Annotated in this window: 16 protein-coding genes; 8 read left to right on the forward strand and 8 right to left on the reverse strand. The window is 63.6% G+C overall.

What is annotated here, in order from left to right; genetic code table 11:
* Positions 1-51: 51 nt before the first annotated feature.
* Both D0T11_RS04430 and D0T11_RS04435 read right to left on the reverse strand, forming a co-directional pair.
* Entirely contained in the window at positions 52-1935 is a 1884-nt protein-coding gene (locus tag D0T11_RS04430; RefSeq protein ID WP_182888235.1) for a cellulase family glycosylhydrolase, read from the reverse strand.
* Between the two features lie 167 nt (positions 1936-2102).
* On the reverse strand, positions 2103-6107 hold the full coding sequence (locus D0T11_RS04435; RefSeq protein WP_119654578.1) for a discoidin domain-containing protein: 4005 nt from the start codon (positions 6105-6107) through the stop codon (positions 2103-2105).
* Between the two features lie 493 nt (positions 6108-6600).
* Between D0T11_RS04435 and crtD the strand changes: the two genes are divergently transcribed.
* The 3 genes from crtD (at position 6601) to D0T11_RS04450 (ending at position 9539) form a co-directional block, all read left to right on the forward strand.
* Positions 6601-8103, forward strand: coding sequence for a 1-hydroxycarotenoid 3,4-desaturase CrtD (crtD, locus tag D0T11_RS04440; RefSeq protein ID WP_119654579.1), 1503 nt, complete (start codon positions 6601-6603; stop codon positions 8101-8103).
* A gap of 64 nt (positions 8104-8167) precedes the next feature.
* Complete coding sequence (locus tag D0T11_RS04445) at positions 8168-8857, forward strand: carotenoid biosynthesis protein (RefSeq protein ID WP_119654580.1); 690 nt, start codon at positions 8168-8170, stop codon at positions 8855-8857.
* Positions 8858-8927: 70 nt separating this feature from the next.
* Complete coding sequence (locus D0T11_RS04450; protein WP_119654581.1) at positions 8928-9539, forward strand: TetR/AcrR family transcriptional regulator; 612 nt, start codon at positions 8928-8930, stop codon at positions 9537-9539.
* Between the two features lie 113 nt (positions 9540-9652).
* Here D0T11_RS04450 and rpiB read toward each other — a convergent pair whose 3' ends face one another.
* From rpiB to D0T11_RS04465, 3 genes are all read right to left on the reverse strand, one after another.
* Complete coding sequence (gene rpiB / locus D0T11_RS04455; protein ID WP_119654582.1) at positions 9653-10081, reverse strand: ribose 5-phosphate isomerase B; 429 nt, start codon at positions 10079-10081, stop codon at positions 9653-9655.
* A gap of 36 nt (positions 10082-10117) precedes the next feature.
* Positions 10118-10978: a twin-arginine translocase subunit TatC gene (gene tatC, locus D0T11_RS04460; RefSeq protein WP_317127249.1), complete on the reverse strand. Its 861-nt coding sequence runs from the start codon at positions 10976-10978 to the stop codon at positions 10118-10120.
* A 122-nt stretch (positions 10979-11100) separates the two neighbouring features.
* Positions 11101-12393, reverse strand: a complete 1293-nt coding sequence (locus D0T11_RS04465) for a serine hydroxymethyltransferase (protein ID WP_119654584.1) — start codon at positions 12391-12393, stop codon at positions 11101-11103.
* 156 nt (positions 12394-12549) lie between these two features.
* Here D0T11_RS04465 and D0T11_RS04470 point away from each other — a divergent pair, with 156 nt between their 5' ends.
* Positions 12550-13065 carry a hypothetical protein gene (locus D0T11_RS04470; protein WP_119654585.1) on the forward strand — a complete coding sequence of 172 codons (516 nt, stop codon included), beginning with the start codon at positions 12550-12552 and terminating at the stop codon, positions 13063-13065.
* Positions 13066-13183: 118 nt separating this feature from the next.
* Positions 13184-13984 carry an anti-sigma factor gene (locus D0T11_RS04475; protein ID WP_119654586.1) on the forward strand — a complete coding sequence of 267 codons (801 nt, stop codon included), beginning with the start codon at positions 13184-13186 and terminating at the stop codon, positions 13982-13984.
* 172 nt (positions 13985-14156) lie between these two features.
* Here the strand turns inward: D0T11_RS04475 and D0T11_RS04480 are convergent, their stop codons facing one another.
* The 3 genes from D0T11_RS04480 to D0T11_RS04490 form a co-directional block, all read right to left on the reverse strand.
* Positions 14157-14855, reverse strand: coding sequence for a metallophosphoesterase (locus D0T11_RS04480; protein ID WP_119654587.1), 699 nt, complete (start codon positions 14853-14855; stop codon positions 14157-14159).
* Between the two features lie 106 nt (positions 14856-14961).
* Positions 14962-15189 carry a hypothetical protein gene (locus D0T11_RS04485; RefSeq protein ID WP_119654588.1) on the reverse strand — a complete coding sequence of 76 codons (228 nt, stop codon included), beginning with the start codon at positions 15187-15189 and terminating at the stop codon, positions 14962-14964.
* Between the two features lie 78 nt (positions 15190-15267).
* A complete protein-coding gene (locus tag D0T11_RS04490; protein ID WP_119654589.1) occupies positions 15268-15765 on the reverse strand; it encodes a hypothetical protein in 498 nt (165 codons plus the stop codon).
* A 193-nt stretch (positions 15766-15958) separates the two neighbouring features.
* Between D0T11_RS04490 and D0T11_RS04495 the strand changes: the two genes are divergently transcribed.
* The 3 genes from D0T11_RS04495 to lnt all read left to right on the forward strand — a co-directional run bounded on the left by D0T11_RS04495 (position 15959) and on the right by lnt (position 18766).
* Positions 15959-16213 carry a 4a-hydroxytetrahydrobiopterin dehydratase gene (locus D0T11_RS04495; protein ID WP_119654590.1) on the forward strand — a complete coding sequence of 85 codons (255 nt, stop codon included), beginning with the start codon at positions 15959-15961 and terminating at the stop codon, positions 16211-16213.
* Positions 16214-16326: 113 nt separating this feature from the next.
* Positions 16327-17067 carry a 16S rRNA (cytidine(1402)-2'-O)-methyltransferase gene (gene rsmI, locus D0T11_RS04500; protein WP_119654591.1) on the forward strand — a complete coding sequence of 247 codons (741 nt, stop codon included), beginning with the start codon at positions 16327-16329 and terminating at the stop codon, positions 17065-17067.
* Positions 17057-18766 (forward strand): apolipoprotein N-acyltransferase, encoded by a 1710-nt coding sequence (gene lnt / locus D0T11_RS04505; RefSeq protein ID WP_245990599.1) that lies wholly within the window; start codon positions 17057-17059, stop codon positions 18764-18766. The genes rsmI and lnt overlap by 11 nt, the downstream gene beginning before the upstream one ends.
* The last annotated feature ends 24 nt before the right edge of the window (positions 18767-18790 follow it).

Below are 18790 nucleotides of genomic sequence, written 5' to 3' on the forward strand. Positions count from 1 at the left end.
GGCAAACGTTGGCCGGGCGGCCCGCACGGCTGCTTGCAGGGCCTAATATTCTCAGGGCCTGCCTACCTCGCCGGCGGACGGTAAGGCAATGAACCGCAGCCAACCCAGCTGCTGCACGGGCTGCTCTATCCGCAGACGCAGCGTGTGGGTGCCAGCGGGCAGGGCGGGCAGCGTCAGCGAAACAGTGGTCCAGGCGGAGCCGGCGGGCACGGGCACCGAGCCCAGGGATTGGGCACCAAGCGCCAGGGACAGGTGGCCGGGGGCGGGGCCGGGTTGCAGGTGCAGTTCGGCCAAGTAAGGGCCGGCGGTGGTTACGTTCACGGTGTAGTGGAGCCATTCGCCGGCCGCCAGGTGCTGCACGACGAAGCCGCCGGGCAGGTCGGGGGCCGGCGCAATGTCCACGCCATCGTTGCGGTAGGCCTCGCCCTGATTGGTGGGCGTTGGGTCGCGGTAGTCGGTGCGGGCGGCGTAGGTATCGTGGTACGACACCCCGTCGCGGCCCAGGTCGTAGTCGGGAGCGGCAATGGTGCCGGGCAACGTGAGGGTCCGGAAGGGGGCGTGGTAGTCGGCGGGCTTGGTGAGGGCCGTTACCACGTCCGGGTTCACCTGGCAGTTGCCAAAGCGGGCGTTGCGCAGCAGCGCGGCGCGCCCCTCGGGCGTGAGCAGACTGCCGTAGGGCGCAATGCGCAACAGGCCGGCCCCGGAGGCTACCCGCTTGATGTTCCAGTGGCACCAGCCGATGCTGGCCGCGTGGAGGCCCGCCACGGCGGTAGCAAACCAGTCGTTGGAATTTTCGCCCGTTTCGCCCACCCACACCGGCACCTGCCAGCGCTGCCGGAAGGCCGCCAGATTGGCAATCAGGTTGAGCTGGTTGGGGTTGGGGTCGAGCAGGGCCGGGTCGTTGGAGCACCAGTAGCGGTGGCCATTGTACACGAGGTTGGTTTTGTCGCGGGCCGTGAGCTTGTCGGGGGTCAGGTTGGTGTACTCGTTGCCGTAGCCATTGCCTTCCAGCAGCAGCAGGTGCGGGTCCTGCTGGTCGCGCACGGCATCAATGAGGCGGGAATAGAGCCCATTCAGCTCCCGGTTGTCGGCCGAGAGCCCGTGCGCCGGATTCAGGTTGTGGGGCTCGTTGATAAAGTCGTAGAGGGCAATGGTGGGCTCCCGGCGGTAGCGGAGGGCCAGCTGCTCCCAGAGGCGCACCGTCAGGTCTTGGTAAATCAGGCGGCCATGGGCGTCGCGGCGTTTCCACAGGTCCAGGGGTCGGAAGTTGTCGTTGATGTTGGCATCGGTGCCCTGGCCGCCGGGGGCCGCGTGCAAGTCCAGTACCACGTACATCTGGTTGGCCGCGCACCACTTCACCACATCATCGATGTAGCGGAAGCCGTCCAGCTTTCGGGACTGGTTGAAGAGTTGGCCGGCATCGTACCACTGGCTGAGTTGCCGCACGTAGGCATCCAGCCGGGCCTCATTCTGCGGGTCGCGGATGACTTCAGTGCGGGCGTGGCGCTGCTCAGGCGTCAGAAACAGGTCGTAGTGCAGGGGCAGCCGCACGCAGTTGAACCCCTGGCGGGCCAGAAAGTCGATGTCGGCCTTCGTGATGAACTGCTGGCGGTACTGGCGGTAGAACGCTTCCATCTCCGCTTCGGGCATGGTCCGCAACATGCCCTGCCTGATGCGCCACTGGCTGTTGAGCGTGTCGGTGCCCAGCATATAGCTTTCCTGGAGCAGCCAGCCGCCCACATTGTAGCCGCGCAGCACCACCTCGCGGCCGGTGGCGTCCACTATGCGCGGGCCCTCGGCGTGGAGCGGACTCATCTTCTGGGCCTGGGTGGGGCCGGCGGCCATCAGCAGCAGGCCGGCCAGGGCCAGCCCGAGGGTGCCAGTGCGTGCGGATGCCTTGCGAAGGCCTGAAACCGGCCGGATGCGGCTCATCATATGCAGTAGAATTAAGAGAAAGAGAAAAGCGGGAAAGGAAAAAAAGGGACGGAGAGGCTCCATCCCTTTTCCGGCTTTCTCACTCGTATGTTTTTAACGTTGGGCGGCCGGGTAGGCCACCGGGAAGGCGGGTTGAACCAGTGATGCTCAACCTGCACCCGCCGGGGTTACTCCTTGGTGAACCGCTGGACCGTAGCCGGACCCTGGGTCCCGCGCAGTGTCAGGAAGTAGAGGCCCGGGCGCAGGGCCTGCACGTCTACTTCGGTGGCGGGGCGGCCGGTGGTGCTGGGCTGGGCGTGCACTACCCGGCCCAGGGCGTCGGTGATGGTGAGCGTGGCCGGGCCGTTGGTGGGTACCGTGAGCCAGGTGCGGGCGGGGTTGGGGTAGAGCCGGGCCTCGGGCGCAACGGCCGCGGTGGTGGCCAGGGCCGTCCGGCTGGCGGTGCAGGTGGTGCCCGCTGTGTAGCTGTGCGGCGTGGCGCTGGAGTTGCGCTCGGGGCCATTGGTGCCCACCCGGTACGTGAAGTAGAACGACAGCGCCGCGCCGCCGGCCTGGGCCTGGGCGAAGGTGAAGTTGCTGCCCGCCGCCGTCATGGTATACCCGGCATATCCGCCCGAACCTACCTTCACATAAAGGAGGGCCAGGTTGCTGCCGGCAATGGGCGTAAGCGGAATGAACTTCCAGCTCACGGTGCCGTTGGTGGTCGATACCTCGTAGGAATAGTCGCCGTTGGCCAGGGTGCCGGTGCAGGCCGTGGGGCCGGTTCCGCCGCCGCCGCCGCTGGCCGCCGTGCCGTACACTTCCAGCTCGTAGAGCGAGTAGCCGTAGGGCGTGCCGCGCAGGGTGCCCAGGATGCGCACGTAGCGCCCGGTGCCGCTCAGGCCGGTGTGGTCGTTCACGAGGGCCGTGTTGCCGGCTACCGTTTTGAGGGCGGTCCAGGCCAGGTGGTCGTTGGATATTTCCACGCGGTAGTTCTTGCCGTAAGCGCCTTCCCAGGTCAGCTTCACGCGGTTCACGCTGTAGCTCGCGCCCAGGTCCACGTACAGCCACTCGGAGTCAGAAAAGGCGCTGCTCCAGCGGGTGGTGCCGTTGCCATCCACGGCGGCCGAGCCGGCCGTGCCCGCATTTTCAACCGACGAAACCGTGACCGGCCTGTTCAGGGCCAGATTGGTGGCGGCGGGGGGCGGCGTGGCCGAAATCGTCACGCTCACGGGCGCCGAGGTGGTAACGGCCCCGGCGTTGTCGGTGGCCCGGGCGGTAAGGCTGTAAGTGCCCGCTGCTACCCCGGTCCAGCTGTAGGCGTAGGGGCTGCTGGTGTCGGTATTGAGCAAGGTGGTGCCGTTGTAGAACTCCACTTTGCTGATGGTGCCATCCGCATCGGCGGCGCTGGCCGTGAGGCTCAGCGTGGCCGGGGCCGTGAAACTGGCGTTGTTGGCCGGCGAGGTCAGGCTGACGGTGGGGGCCACGTTGGCCGGGGCCGAGCTGCCGGTGAGGCTGCGCAGGTTATCGAGGTAGAACACGGCTCCGCTGGTCGAGTTCGGCCCGAAGAGCAGCACCACGTTGTCCACGTCGGCATCGGCCGTGCCGGGGTCGGGCGCGCTGGTGTAGCTGAAAGTGAGCGTATGCCAGGCGTTGGTCTGCTTCACCACGGCCTGGTACACGCTGTGCCGGCCCGTGGGGTAGTTGCCGGAGTTGGAAACCGCGCTGCTTTCCAGCTGCCACGATACAATGGTGCCCACCGGGGCCGAGGTGTACACGTCCAGGGCAAACCGCTTCTGGCCGGCCGCGTAGGCGCTGCCGTCCTTCACCTGGGTGGTGGTCAGCATGAGGGCATCGTACTGGGCGGTGGCGTTGCGGGTGTAGCGGGCCACGTTGGCGGAGGTGTTAATGCCCGAGGCCGAAGGGTTGGCGCTGGGGGCCACATAGGTGCCATCGGCCTTGCGGAAGGGCAGGTTCCGGATGTTGTCGTAGTTCTCGAAGGTGGTGCCGGCCACGTAGGTCGGGGTGGCTTTCCTGGCTACCCGGATGTTGTCGAGGTAGTAGGTGTCGCCGGAGGCCACGCCGCTGTTGAACAGGAAGGCCAGCTGGTCGATGGCCACGTTGGCCGTGCCGCCGTCGGGGGCGTTATTGAAGGCGAAGGTGAGGGTTTCCCACTGGTTCTGCCGGGTGGTGGCCGCCAGGTAAGTGCTGTTGCGGCCGGCCGGGAACGAGCCCTGGGGCGAGGCCAGCGCCTTGTTTTGCAGCGTCAGGTTGATGGGCGTGCCCACCGGAGCCGTTGAGTACACATCGACCTGGAACTGGTAGGTCTGGTTCTTGAACAGGGCCGCGTCCTCCACCACGGTGCCGGCGGGGGCCGCGTCAAAAAACAGCACGTCGTACTGCTCGGAGGCGTTGCGCACGTACCGGGCCACGGTATTGGAGGTGTTGGGGGCCGTTTTGCTGGGGTTGGCCAGCACCGAGTAGGCCCCGTTGGTGCCGGCCGCGTCGAAGCTGAGGCGGGCCGTGCCGTCGTAGTTGAGCAGCACGTCGGTGGCCACCACGGGGGCTTCGGGCTGCTTCTTGATGAGCAGGTTATCGAAGTAGAAGGTAGCCCCGGAGCTGGTGGCCGGCTGCATCAGGAAGGCCACGTTGTTGATGGAGTAGATGCTGGTGCCCGCGTCGAGGCCCTTCTCAAACTCGAATTCCAGGGTTTCCCAAGCGTTTTGGCGGGTGGTGTAGGCCCGGTAGGCGCTGTGCCGGCCGTAGGGGAAGTTAATGGCCGTGGTCACGGTGCTGTTCTCAAACTGCATCGTGATTTTGCTGCCCGCCGGGGCCGTCGAATACACGTCCACAAACACCCGCCGGCGGCCCTGCACGAAGTCGTTGGCGTTGCTGATGCCCAGGTTGCGCACGTTCAGCACGTCGTACTGCTCGGAGGGGTTGCGCACGTATTTGCCCACCTTGGCGGAGGTATTGAGGACGGCCGAGGGGTTAGCCACGGCCTGGGTGAGCGTGCCGGTGGTGGCTCCGTAGGTCAGCACCCGGTTGCTCTCAAAATCCTCGTACACCCGGTCGAGTTGCAGGGCAGGCGTTACGCTCAGGGCCTTGGTGTAGGTGGCCGTCGGGCAGCCGCTCACGGCCACGCTGGCCGTTATGTTGCCGCTCACCGCCCCGCTGCCAAAGTTCACCAGCACGGCGTTGGTACCCTGGCCACTCACGATGGTAGCCCCCGCGGGCACCGACCACGCGTAGGTGCCGCCGGTAATGGCATCAAGGCGGAAGGTTTTATTCTGGTCGCCCTGGTGGACTTCATTTGCACCCGCAACAGTGTAGTTGTAGGTGCCCTGGTACACCCGCACGTAATCCACTTGGGTGGTGGTGGGAAAATCGGAGGAAGTGGGGTTCTGGTAGCCAGTGAAGCCGGTGCCAGGCCCGCCCACGGCCGAGTTCAGGATGAGGTAGAAGTTACCGTCGTTGAAGGGCCAGGAGCCGCCGGTCGTGGTTTTGGGCGAGACCGTGTGGAAGAGCGTGTTGTCCACGAACCACTTGATCTGGTCGGGGCTCCACTCCACGGCGTACACGTGGAAATCCTGGGATAAATCAACAGTGGAGCCGTATTCGCGGCCCGTGAAGTGCCAGCCGCCGGCGTCGTAGTGAATGGTGCCGGCCGTGGATTTGGGGTTTTTGTGCTTGGCCTCCATGATGTCAATCTCGCCCGTGTAGGGCCAGTTGCCGGGGTCGGCCAGCATCCAGAACGCGGGCCACACGCCCTGGGCCGAGGGCAGCTTCATGCGGGCCTCAATGCGGCCGTACCGGAACGTTTGCAGCGCGCCGGTAGCGGGTATTTTCGACTGGAGCTTGGCGGAGGTGTAGTTGTAGGTGCGCCCGCCTTCCACGGAGTTCTCAAAGCGCGTGGTAATGTTGAGGTAGCCGCCCGCCACGGTGGCGTTGCCGGGGCGGTACACCTGGAGCTCGGCGTTGCCGAAGTTACAGTTGCCCACGTTGCAGCCGTCGCCGTTGTAGACCTGCCACTTATCGAAGTTGCCGGGGGTGTTGAACTCATCGGCCCAGACGAGCTGGTTGCACTGGGCCTGCGCCGGCGTGGGTTGAAGGAGCCAGCCTAAACCGGCCGCCAGGGCCAGCCGGGTCCAGCGCCCGAGCCGATGGCCCGGGATTGGTACAGTTGTTTTCATGGTTGTGTGGAAATTGGGTAGGAAGCGTAAGCCCAACCACGGCCTGGGGAGCCATAATCGGGTAAGGAAACGCAGAGGGAGCAGCGCGCCGCGGAAGGGAAACCGAGTCCTGGCCTTCCGTGGCGGAAGCCAGCCGGCATGCACCGGGCTGGTTACCAAATATATCAGCCTTTGGGGGGTAAAATCAAATAGCAAAACGCTGATTCTGTTGTGAAAACAACGTTTTTGTGGTTCGGGGGCCCATGGCTTATACACTTAGGACACACGCGAAAAACGTCCGTGCCGGCCCGGGTTGCCCTGCGTCCTCCGCCCGGCCGCGGCTAAGAAACAATCCAAAAAAAGGCCGGCCGGCGCATTTATTTTCCGTCAGCCACCGGGTTTCCGGGCGGGGTAAACATTTACCGGGTGCCGGTTGTGTAAAACCGCGCCACTGCCCGTTCTTCGCGGTGGCGGACCGGGTTGGCCGGTTGCCTTCGTCTTTGTTCCTTTTCGCGTGTCTCACCCTTCCGCTTCGCCTGCTGCTACTTCCTCCACGGCCATTATCGGGGCCGGTATCGGGGGCATTGCCACGGCCGTGCGCCTGGCCGTGGCGGGGCACCGGGTGGTGGTGTTCGAGGCCCAGGAGAGCTTCGGGGGCAAGATGCACCAGCTGGAGCTGCCCGGCGGCTACCGCTTCGACGGCGGCCCTTCGCTCTTCACCCTGCCCCACCTCGTGGATGAGTTGTTCCGGCTGGCCGGCCGCGAGCCCCGCGACTACTTCCGCTACCAGCGCCTCGACCCAATTACGGAGTACTTCTTCGCCGACGGTACCCGCCTCACGGCCTGGGCCGACGAGGAAAAGTTTGCCCAGGAAGTGGAAGCCAGGCTGGGCACCCCGGCCGCCGACGTGCGGGCCTTCCTGGCCCGCAGCGGCCGGGCCTACGATGCCACGGCGGGCACGTTCCTGCACAAGTCCCTGCACAAGGCCGGCACCTACCTCAGCCCCGAAGTGCTCAAGGCCCTGGCCGCCCTGCCCCGGCTGGGCCTCACCAACACCATGCACCAGCGCCACCAGGCCGCGTTTGCCGATCCGCGCCTGGTTCAGCTCTTCGACCGGTTTGCCACCTACAACGGCTCCGACCCCTACCAGGCGCCGGCCACGCTGAGCATGATTCCGCACCTGGAGCACGGCATCGGGGCGTTTTACCCCGAGGGGGGCATCTATGCCATTGCCCAAAGCCTCGTGCGCTTGGCCCGGGAATTGGGCGTAGAGTTCCGCTACCGCGAGCCGGTGCAGGAAATTTTGGTGCAGGGGAGCCGCGTAACCGGCCTGCGCACCGACCAGGGCTCCTACACTTTCGATCAGGTGGTGAGCAACATGGACGTGGTGCCCACCTACCGCCACCTGCTGGCCGGGCAGCCGGCCCCCGAACGCACCCTGGCCCAGCCCCGCTCCTCGTCGGCCCTGATTTTTTACTGGGGCATCGGGCGGCGCTTTCCCGAGCTGGGCGTGCACAACATCTTCTTCTCCGGGGATTACAAGCGCGAATTCGAGGCCATTTTCCAGGAGCAGACCGTGGCTACCGACCCGACGGTGTACGTGAACATCACCAGCGGCCACACCCCCACCGACGCGCCCGTGGGCCACGAAAACTGGTTTGTAATGATAAATGTGCCCCACGACCAGGGCCAGGACTGGCCGGCGCTGGTGGCGCGCACCCGCACCGCCGTGCTGGCCCGCCTGAGCCAGGCGCTGGGCACCGAGCTGGCCCCCCTCATCCGGGCCGAACACGTCTGGGACCCGCCGGGCATTGCCGCCCGAACCTCCTCGTTCGGGGGCGCACTGTACGGCAGCTCCAGCAACAACGCCCTGGCCGCCTTTCTGCGCCACCCCAATTTTTCGGGCCGACTGAAAGGACTGTACTTTTGCGGGGGCTCGGTACACCCCGGCGGCGGTATTCCGCTCTGCCTGCTCTCGGCCCACATCGTTTCAGACCTGATGAAAAGCGAAACATGAACGGTCCTTCTGAGCGGAGAAGGATGACCGTTCATGTTTCATTTTTACTTTTTAATTCCCCTCTATGCCCGACCCCACGTACCAACTACCCGCCGCTGCCCCGGCCGATTACCGCGCCGCCACCCAACAGCGGCGGTTGCGCTGGGCCCAGGGCGTGCTGCTGCTGTTCCACGTTACGGGCTTCGCGGGGCTGGCCTTCTCGAAGGATCCGTCGTTCTTTTTGCGGTTCATGCCCGTCACGATGCTGCTCACGCTGGGCCTGCTGCTGGCATTTCAGCCCCAGCGCACCGCAGCCTTCTGGAGCTTCTGTGTAGTGACGATGCTGGCGGGTTTTTTCGTGGAGGTAGTGGGCATCCGCACCAACCTGCTGTTTGGCCAATATGCCTACGGTAGCGCGCTGGGAGTAAAGTGGTTGGGCGTACCGCTGCTCATCGGCGTCAACTGGCTCATCGTCACCTACACCACCGGTATTCTGGCCCGCTACCTGCCCCTGCCCAATTTCGTGCGGGCCCTGGTGGCGGCCGTGCTGATGGTTGGGCTTGATATTTGTATCGAGCCCGTGGCTATCCGCTACGACTTCTGGCACTGGCAGTACGATGTAATTCCGCTGCTGAATTTCAAGGGGTGGTTTGCGGTCAGCCTCATTTTGCAGGTGTACTTCAACCGGGTGGAGTTCAGTAAGCGCAACCCCCTGGCCCCCTTCGTATACTTAGTGCAGTTGCTGTTCTTTTTCGGGCTGGGTATGCTCCTCTGAGCCCGGGCGGCACTGGGGCGGCAGCGGCGGCCAGCGGGGGAAAATCAGGTCATATTCTTATCCCGCTTGTATGGAGGAAACGATACTTCACCAGCTCCTCGACCGCGCCAACACGTTGTTCCGCCAACTGGGCGTCGGGCTTATTCATGAGGAGCAACTGGCCGCCGCCCTCGACTGCACCCCGGCGGCCTTCCGGGAGCAGTTCGGCTCCAAGGCCGAGCTGCTGCTCAGCGTTACGCAGCGCAACCTTCAGCGTCAGCGCCAGGAGCACGCACAACTTTTTGCCAACCTGGCCACGCCGGCTGAGTGCCTGGTAGCCCTGCTGCGCCACAGCCTGCACGAGCTACGCACCTCCCCCCACCACGACTACCACATTATGCGCGACCGGTACCCGGGATCCTGGAACCTGATTCAGGATCACCTGCATACCTACTCGCGCCCCCAACTCACGCGGCTGCTGGCCGATGGCATTCAGCAGGGCCAGTTCCGGGCCACCCTGAACCCCAGCTTCATTGCCCACATCGTGCTGGCCCAGTTCAGCCTGGTGTTCAACGAGCAGCTCTTCCCCCCAGACCAGATCAGTCAGGCCGATACCTACCGCAACATCTTCGCCCCTTACGTTCGCGGTCTGTGCACCACCGACGGGCTGCGCTTGGTGGCCAGCCATTTCGAACGGCTGTAGGACGCGCTAAAAAAACCATCATTCCGACGAAAGAGGAATCCGGGTGAAAGCCATTCAGCGGCCCAGCCCCGATTCCTCCTTCGCCGGAATGATGGTTTACTCAATCACGACGTCTAGCAGCTCATTTTGGCTACCCGGGTCTGGTGGCGGCCGCCTTCGAAGGCAGTGTTCAGGAACTGGCTGGCAATGGCGCGGGCCGTTTCTTCGCTCACGAAGCGGGCCGGGATGCAGATAACGTTGGCGTTGTTGTGCTGGCGGGCCAGCGTGGCCAGTTCCGGCTCCCAGGCAATAGCCGCCCGGATGCCCTGGTGCTTGTTGGCCGTAATGCACACCCCGTTGGCCGAGCCGCACAGGAGCAGGCCCAGCGCAAACTCGCCGCGCTCCACGGCCAGAGCCAACGGGTGCACATAGTCGGGGTAGTCTACCGAATCGGGCGAGTGGGTGCCGAAGTCCTGGACCTCGTAGCCGTTGTCGCGCAGCCATTCCAGCAGCATTTGCTTGTAGTCGAAGCCCGCGTGGTCGGAGCCGATAGCCAGTTTCATACGTTGGTTTTTTAGGAGCTGAAAGCGTGCGGCTGGTTATTCCGCTACGCCCTGGTTTTCGGCGAGCTGGGCGTTGAGGGCGGCGGTGCGTTTGCGGGCCACCACCCGGGCAATGTTGATGCTCAACTCGTAGAGCAGGATGATGGGGATGGTCACGATGATCTGGGACGTGACTTCGGGGGGCGTGATGATGGCCGCGATGATGAGCACTACTACAATCGCGTGCTTGCGGTAGGCGCGCATGATTTCCGGCGTAATCAGGCCGGCCTTGGCCAGAAAAAACACAATCATGGGCAGCTCGAACACGAAGGCGCAGGAGAGGCTCATGGTCGTGAGCGTGCTCAGGTAGCTCTGCATGTCGATCTGGTTCTCGATGCTGGCATCGACCACGTAGCCGGCCAGGAACTGGATGCTCATGGGCGCGGCAATGTAGTAGCCGAACAGTAGGCCCAGAATAAAGAGCACCGATACGAAGAACACCGCCCCGCGCGAGTTCTGCCGCTCGTGCGGATACAGGCCGGGCTCAATAAAGCGCCACAGCTCCCAGAACAGGTAAGGAAAGCCCAGCACGATGCCCACAATGAAGCTCGTGCTGATGTGCATGGTCAGCTGCCCGCTCATTTCGCGGTTCTGAATCACGAAGCCGATTTTATCGATGCACAACCCCGGCGCCCCCAGCCAGGCGGCCAGCTTGCACGACATCTGATAGGTCCAGAAATCGGACCGTGAGGGGCCCAGCATCAGGTCGTGGAACAGGAAATCCTTGGCAAAGAACGCCCCGGTGGCAAACACCACCACGGCAATGGCCGCCCGGATAACGTGCCAGCGCAGCGCCTCCAGGTGGTCGATAAACGACATTTCCTGCTGTTCGCCCAGCAAGGGTTGAGTTGAAGACACTTTGGGGGAATGAGTGAATGAAAGACTCGGTGAATGAGTGAAAATAAACGGAAATGAGCGCCGTCGGGATGTTGCCCGACTTAATTTCGTTGAGCCACTCATTCACCGAGTCACTCATTCACCTACGCAAAGAGCGGGTACTGCTGCATCCACTCGTTGATCTCGCCGCGCACCTTGGCCAGGCGGGTATCATCGGCGTTGTGAGTCAGCACCTCGTCGATGAACTCCACGATGCGCACCATGTCGGGCTCCTTGAGGCCGCGGGTGGTTACGGCGGCCGAGCCGATGCGCATGCCACTGGTCACGAAGGGCGACTTGTCGTCGAAGGGCACCATGTTTTTGTTGATGGTGATGTCGGCCTTGATGAGGGTATTCTCAGCCAGCTTGCCGGTCAGGCCCTTGCTGCGCAGATCGATCAGCATCAGGTGGTTGTCGGTACCGCCCGAAATCAGCTCGTAGCCCCGCTCCACGAATGCCCCGGCCAGGGCCTGGGCGTTGCGCACGACCTGCTGGGTGTAGTCGGCGTAAGTGTCGGTGAGGGCTTCGCCGAAGGCCACGGCCTTGGCCCCGATGACGTGCTCCAGCGGCCCGCCCTGGGTGCCGGGGAACACGCCCGAGTCGAGCAAGGCCGACATCATCCGGGTTTCACCTTTAGGTGTTTTCAGCCCGAAGGGATTCTCGAAATCCTGACCCATCATAATCAGGCCGCCCCGGGGGCCGCGCAGAGTTTTGTGGGTGGTGGTGGTTACAATGTGGCAGTGCTGGAAGGGGTTGTTGAGCAAGCCCTTGGCAATCAGTCCCGAAGGGTGCGAAATGTCGGCCAGCAACAGGGCGCCCACTTCGTCGGCGGCTTCGCGCAGAGCCTGGTAGTCCCAGTCGCGGGAGTAGGCCGAGGCCCCGCAGATGATGAGCTTGGGCTTTTCGCGGCGGGCCGTTTCCTTTACTTTCTGGAAGTCGATGAGGCCGGTTTCTTTTTCGACCCCATAAAAGGAGGGCTGGTAGAGCTTGCCCGAAAAGTTGACGGGCGAGCCGTGGGTGAGGTGGCCGCCGTGGCTCAGGTCGAAGCCCAGGATTTTGTCGCCGGGGTTGAGAATGGCCAGCATAACAGCCGCGTTGGCCTGGGCGCCGGAGTGGGGCTGCACGTTCACCCACGCCACCCCAAACAGTTCCTTGGCCCGGTCAATGGCCAGTTGCTCAATCTGGTCCACAATTTCGCAGCCCCCGTAGTAGCGTTTGCCGGGCAGGCCCTCGGCGTACTTGTTGGTCAGGATGGAGCCCTGGGCCCGCATGATCTGCTCCGACACGTAATTCTCGGAGGCAATGAGTTCAATACCGTGGGTCTGCCGCGCTTTCTCCTTCTGAATCAGATCGAAGATGGCAGTATCGGGGGCGAGAGTGGTGGCGTACGTTTCCATGAGTTCAAAGGTAGCGCATCGGCGGGGAAATGGTGAGGTAGGGAAATGGTGAGTTTGACGTTCAATGATCCTCATTTTGCCATTTGCGCATTCAGGTCCGCTGGACGTCAAACTCACCATTTCCTCACCTCAGCATTTCACCTTATCTTGCCCGCTATGAACACACCCCAGCAGCTTGCCGAAGTTTTGACCAGCCTTCGGATGGGCAATCAATCCTTTCTGATCACGTTTTATGAGCAGAACCGGAGCTTGTTTGCCCGCTGGGCCCGCCGCCAGCACCAACTGGCGCCGCCGGCCGCCCATGGGCTGCTGCGGGCGGTGCTGGTGGAGTTCTACGACCAGGCCGCCGATGGCCGCCTGACCAAGCTGCCGCCCGATGTGCGGGCCTACGTGTACGGCATGGCCGATGAGCAGACCCGGGCCGCCCGCACCACCGCCGTGCTGCCCCAGGCCGAAGCCGGCCGCCGCCAGCGCCTGCTGGGCCTGTTCCGCGAGTTGGGCCTCGACTGCCAGAAGATGCTCATGTACTTCTACTTCCGGGGTTACAATTTCGAGAAGATGGCCGGCAAGATGGGGTTCGCCAACGCCAATGTGGCCCGGAAGCAGAAAGCGGCTTGCCTGCGCAAACTCTACGAGCTGCAATTGCGGGCCGCCCCCACGGCTGCCGGATAGCGCCTGTGCCCGCTTCTGCGTAGCTTAGCCCCGGTTCCTGCCGTATTCCTGCCTGCATCGGGCCGGCGCGTCCCTTCAGTTTACACCAGCCGTGGCCCGCCGGCGCTTATTTTTTTCCATGACTCCGCCCACCGTCGATATACGTCCTTACCTGGAGGAGCTGGAACGCTTCGCCGATGGCCAGCTGAATGCGGCAGAGCAGGAAGCCTTCGAGGTTCGGTTGGAGCAGGACGCCGGACTCTACCAGGCATACCAGGCCTACGAGCAACTGACGGCCGATTTGCGTTGGGTGGCCGGCCACGAAACCCTCTTCCAGCGCCTGCTGGCCCTGGATCTGCGCCTCGATCAGCGGCAGGAGGCGCTCCAACGCATCCGGCGGCGGGTGCGGCGGGTGCAGCGGCAATGGGCCGGGGCTGCGCTGGTCGGGGCACTGCTGCTGCTGGCCGTCTGGTGGTTCTGGCCAGCCGCCCCCGCCACCGAGGCAACCTGGACGCGCTACTACGTGCCCGAAGCCGGCCTCACCGACGCGGTGGTGCGCGAAAACCAGCGCCCCCTGCTGGCCGAAGCCATGCGCCAGTACCGCGATGGCCACTACACGCCGGCCCTGTACGCGCTGCGCCGGATGCCCTCCAATACCATCGGTCAGGACACGCTCACGTACTACAACGGTATTTTTCTGCTCAGCCAGCAGGAGCCCGCGCAAATTCTGGCCTCTCAACCGTTTTTGCGGCGGGTAGCCATGCAGTCGGGCTCGGCGCTGGCGGGTCGCGCCCGGTATCACTTGGGCATGGCCTACTGGCGTAATCAGCAAATTACGGCTGCCCGCAATACGCTGCGCGCCGTGGCCAACGATACCCGCAACCCGTACCAGGATGCCGCCCGCCAGGTGCTGCGCTCCGGCGTAATCAAGGATAAGTAGCTGAAATTTAAGTTGTTGAACAGCAGGTCTTCTGGTGGTCCGCTTCGCGCATCCTTCCTTCTTATCAGCGCAAAACCCGGGTAAATGCGGAGCCCCTGACGTTCAGAACGGCAGGGGCTCTTGCAAAGCAGTCAGCGTTTCGGCCTTGGCAAAAGTCCGCTTCTTCATCCGTTTACCGTTTCGCAATAGCATACTCCGGCTCGATGTTGGGTTGAAGAATCAGCTCCTGAGTATCCAGATTGAGGGCGGCCAGGTGGCTTAGCTCCGGGTTATGGCGATATACGCAGCCCGTATCGAGGACGATGGCACCAGCCCGGGCAGCTACTCGCCGCCGCACCTCGGCGGTGGGCGTCGGCACGTGGCCATGCACTAGCCGCCGGCCCTGCAAGCGGCTGGCATCGAAGGTAAAATCTTTGGTATTGAGCATTGTGGGCCAGTCGCGGCGCATGTCGGCGGGAGGCCGCCGGAAGTCGAATCCCGCGTGTACCAGCGTCCAGCCGGGCACGTCGAGCTGGTGAGGCAGCTCGTGGAGCCAGCGCCGGTAGGGCAGCGGAATATCGCCGGGCTGCTCCACCCCGAAGCTGCGGAGCGTGAGCTGGCGGTCGGCGTCAGAAGCCCAGGTGAGCTGCTGTAAGCCCTGCGCCGCATCGAGCAGCTCCTGGTCGTGGTTGCCGCGCAGGCAGACGACGCGGTAGCCGCGCTCCGTGAGCTGCATCAGGTAATCGAGCACGCCCCGGCTGTCGGGACCCTTGTTCACGTAGTCGCCCAGCAGGTAGAGCTCATCGGCGGGGCGCAGGTGGAGCTGGTGCTCCACCAACCGTTGCAGGGTTAGACGGCAGCCGTGCACGTCGGTAGTTGCGTAGCGGGCCATAAGCCAAGAAATCAGGGTAAATAATTTGTGAAGCCAGGTAGCCGAACGCAGCACGAGCACCCACCGGAGTGCGTGCTCGTCCTGTTTTCAAAGCCGAAACCAGCGCTTAGCTGTAAGGCGGCTTATCGATGTCGGGCTTGTCGTAGTTGCGGTTGGGGTTGTTCACCAAGTGGGGCGGAATCTTATCGAGGCCGTCCTCCGTGTACTCATCGGCCAGCTCCTGCTGGTTGTCGTCGGTGGCCAGGGGCTTGCTGTTGGGGTCCGATTGGCGCTGACCGGTGCCGGCGGGGTCGCCGTGGTTTTCCTGCGAGGATTGGGTGCTGTTATCAGACATGGGGTAGAGAGTTTAAGTATGAAAATAAAGCCTGCCAAGCGGCCCGGGGCTGGTGGCAGGCGTAAAAAAACAGTGCTATTACTGCACAATGGCCGTATCAGTGGCGTCGGGGTCGGTGAGGTCAGCGTTGGTGCCCTGGCTGGCGAGCTTAACGTTGGAGGGCGGGTTGGCCTCCATCTGGCCCATGCCCACGCGCGAATCGGGGTCTTCCATCTCGTCGCGGCCGGCGCGGGCATCGTCGCCATCCAGCTCATCTACCGGGCGGCGGGGCTGTTGGGTCAGGTCGCGGTCGGGCAAATCCTGGTTGGGGCGGTTAGGCCGGCCTTCCTCGGAAGTGCGCATGTTGTCGTCGGGCGGGGCCACTTTGTCCTCGTTCTGGTTCATCGAAACGGCCGTGACGCCGTTGCTGCTATCGGTGCCGAAACCCTGCTTGCCGTCGCGGTTGCCGAAGCCGCCGCGGGCATCCTCATTCTTGGGTGGGTCGGCCCCGGGTACCAGGTGGCCGGCATTCATTTCCTGGTCGGTGGTATCGTCGTTGATAACGCGCACGGGGCGGTCGTTGGGGTCAATGGCCATAGGATTTTGGGTGTTGGGGTGGGTAGTAGGTCGTTTGCTAAAGTTGTACTCCCGTTTGATGCTTTGGGTTTAGCTTTGGGCAGCCGCCCCCGGCGCTTTTTCACTGCTCTGCCCCCGGCCCCCGGCTTTGCCGGATTTCTGGCGGGCCTGGTATCATTGGATGTATTTGACGACGAATAACCCCTTCTGCCTTATGTGGACCGAACAAGACAACGCCCTCTGCCGCACCTTCCGCTTCACGGACTTCAAAATTGCCTTCAGCTTCATGAGCGACGTGGCGGAGGAGGCCGAATTTCAGGACCATCACCCCTGGTGGAGCAACGAGTACAACACCGTGAGCTTCCGCCTGCGCACCCACTCGGCCGGCAACGTCATCAGCGACAAAGACCGTAAGCTGGCCGCTTCCATCGACATCCTGGCCGCCGAGTACGGCGGCCAGGAAGGGTAGTTTGCCAGTGGTCAGTTGCCAGTTGCCAGTGTGCTCCGCTCTGCATGACGTAGCACACTGGCAACTGACAACTGACCACTGGCAACTGGACACTGATAAACTACCTTTGTGGCATGTCAGAACCTACACCTACGCTGCTCTACCTCGTGCCCACGCCCATCGGCAACCTGGAGGATATTACCCTGCGGGCCATTCGGATCCTGGGCGAGGTGGATACGGTGCTGGCCGAGGATACCCGCACCAGCGGCCGGCTGTTGCAGCATCTGGGCCTGAAGAAGCCCCTGCTCAGCTACCACCTGCACAACGAGCATCAGCAGGTGCAGCGCCTGCTGGAGCGGCTGGGCAAGGGCGAAACCATGGCCCTGGTTTCTGATGCGGGCACGCCCGGCATCTCCGACCCCGGGTTTCTGCTGGTGCGCGAGTGCCTGGCCCGCGGCATTAAGGTGGAGTGCCTGCCCGGAGCTACGGCCCTGGTACCGGCCTTGCTCAAATCGGGCTTCGGGGCCGAGCGGTTCACGTTCGAGGGGTTTCTGCCGGTGAAAAAGGGCCGCCAGACCCGCCTCAAGGAGCTGGCCCAGGAAACCCGCACCATGATTTTCTACGAGTCGCCGCACCGGATTGTGAAGACCCTGGAGCAGCTGGCTGAGGTGCTGGGTCCCGAACGGCCCGCCTCCGTGAGCCGAGAGCTGACCAAGCTGTTCGAGGAAACCGTGACGGCCCCGCTGGCCGAGTTGGCTGCCAACTTCGCCGCCCGCGCCGCCATCAAGGGCGAAATTGTGCTGGTGGTGCAGGGTCGCGAGAAGGAAGAGCGTATCAAGGAAGACCGGTACAAAAAATCCGACCGTGACGAATAACCCTACCCTGGCCCCCGTAACTGCCCCGGCCGCTACCGGCTGGGCCTACTGGCTGCCGAGCCTGCTGGCGCTGCTGAGCGCGGGGCTGCTCTGGGCCGGCTGGCCGGTGCACCCGGCCCCGCTGGCCCTGCTGCTGCTCGTGGCCTGGGTGCCCTACCTGCTCATGGAGCAGCGCCTGACCCAGAGCGGGGCCAGCGGCTGGAAAGTCTGGCGCTATGGCTACCTCACGCTGGTACTCTGGAATCTGCTGACCACCTACTGGGTGAGCTTCAGCACGTTGGGCGGTGGCATTGCGGCCGTTGTCTGCAACGCCCTGATGATGAGCGCGGCGCTAGCGGCTTTCTACCACACCAAAAAGCGCTTCGGCCCATTGCTGGGCTACCTCTCACTGCCCATCTACTGGATTGCCTTCGAGCAACTGCATTTGCACTGGTTCCTCACCTGGCCCTGGCTCACGCTCGGCAACGGTTTTGCCTCGGCCAACCAGCTGGTGCAGTGGTACGAGTACACCGGCTTCCTGGGCGGCTCGGTGTGGCTGTGGGCGGTGAATCTGCTGGTGTTCCTTTCAATTAAAAATTCAACATTAAAAGTTGAAAATGAAGGTGCTACCGGCTTGCCGGACGGGCAATTTTTAACTTTTAATTCTTCATTTTTAATTGCCGCGCTAGCGGCCACCCTTCTGCCCATCGGCCTCTCGCTGCTGATTGCCATCCGGCACGAGGAGAAGGGCACCACGGCCGAGGTGCTGGTGATTCAGCCGAACGTGGACCCGTTTCTGGAGAAGTTTGAGGGCACGCCCCGCTTTATCCCCCACGACCAGCAGCTGACCCGCCTGCTCAGCCTCACCGAGCAGAACATCACGCCCCAGACCCGCCTCGTACTCTGGCCCGAAACCAGCCTCGACGAAACCTACTTCGAGAGCACCATTGAAACCTACCCCAAAATTCAGCGCATCCGCAGCTTCCTGGGCCAGCACCCCGGCCTGGAGCTGGTTACGGGCCTGACCACCGTGGGCCAGTACGGCCCCGATAAAGACAACGCCAGCCCCACCGCCCGTTTCCGCGACGACCTGGGCTACTACGACCTGTTCAACGCGGCCCTGCACCTGGGCAGCGCCACCGGCCCGGCCGGGTTTTACCATAAAAGCCGCCTGGTGCCGGGCGTGGAAGGCGTGCCGCCCTGGCTCTCGATGTTCGTCATTGACCTCGGCGGCTCGGCCGGCGGCCTGGGCTCCCAGCCCGAGCGCAGCGTCTATCAAACCGCCCAGCCGGCTTTGCGCGTAGCCCCGGTTATCTGCTACGAATCGGTGTACGGCGACTTTGTGGCCGACTACGTGGCGAAGGGGGCCACCCTCATCGGCATCATCACCAACGACGGCTGGTGGTCCGATTCGCCGGGCCACGCCCAGCACCTGCAATACGCCACGCTCCGCGCCATCGAAACCCGCCGCGACGTGGCCCGCTCGGCCAACACCGGCATTTCGGCTTTCATCAACCAGAAGGGCGAAATAGTGCAGCAAACCGGCTGGTGGGTGCAAACCACCAGCCGCGCCACCGTCCACCTCAATACCGAACTCACGTTCTACGTCCGCCACGGCGAGCTAATCGGCCCCGCTTGCCAGGCGCTGGCGGTGCTGCTGCTGCTGGGCACGGCCACGGCGGCGGTTGTGGGGCGGAAGCGGATTGCGGACATGGCGTAAAAACGTTTGTCATCCTGAGCTTGC

The organism is Hymenobacter rubripertinctus (assembly GCF_003583925.1).
Taxonomy (GTDB): domain Bacteria; phylum Bacteroidota; class Bacteroidia; order Cytophagales; family Hymenobacteraceae; genus Hymenobacter; species Hymenobacter rubripertinctus.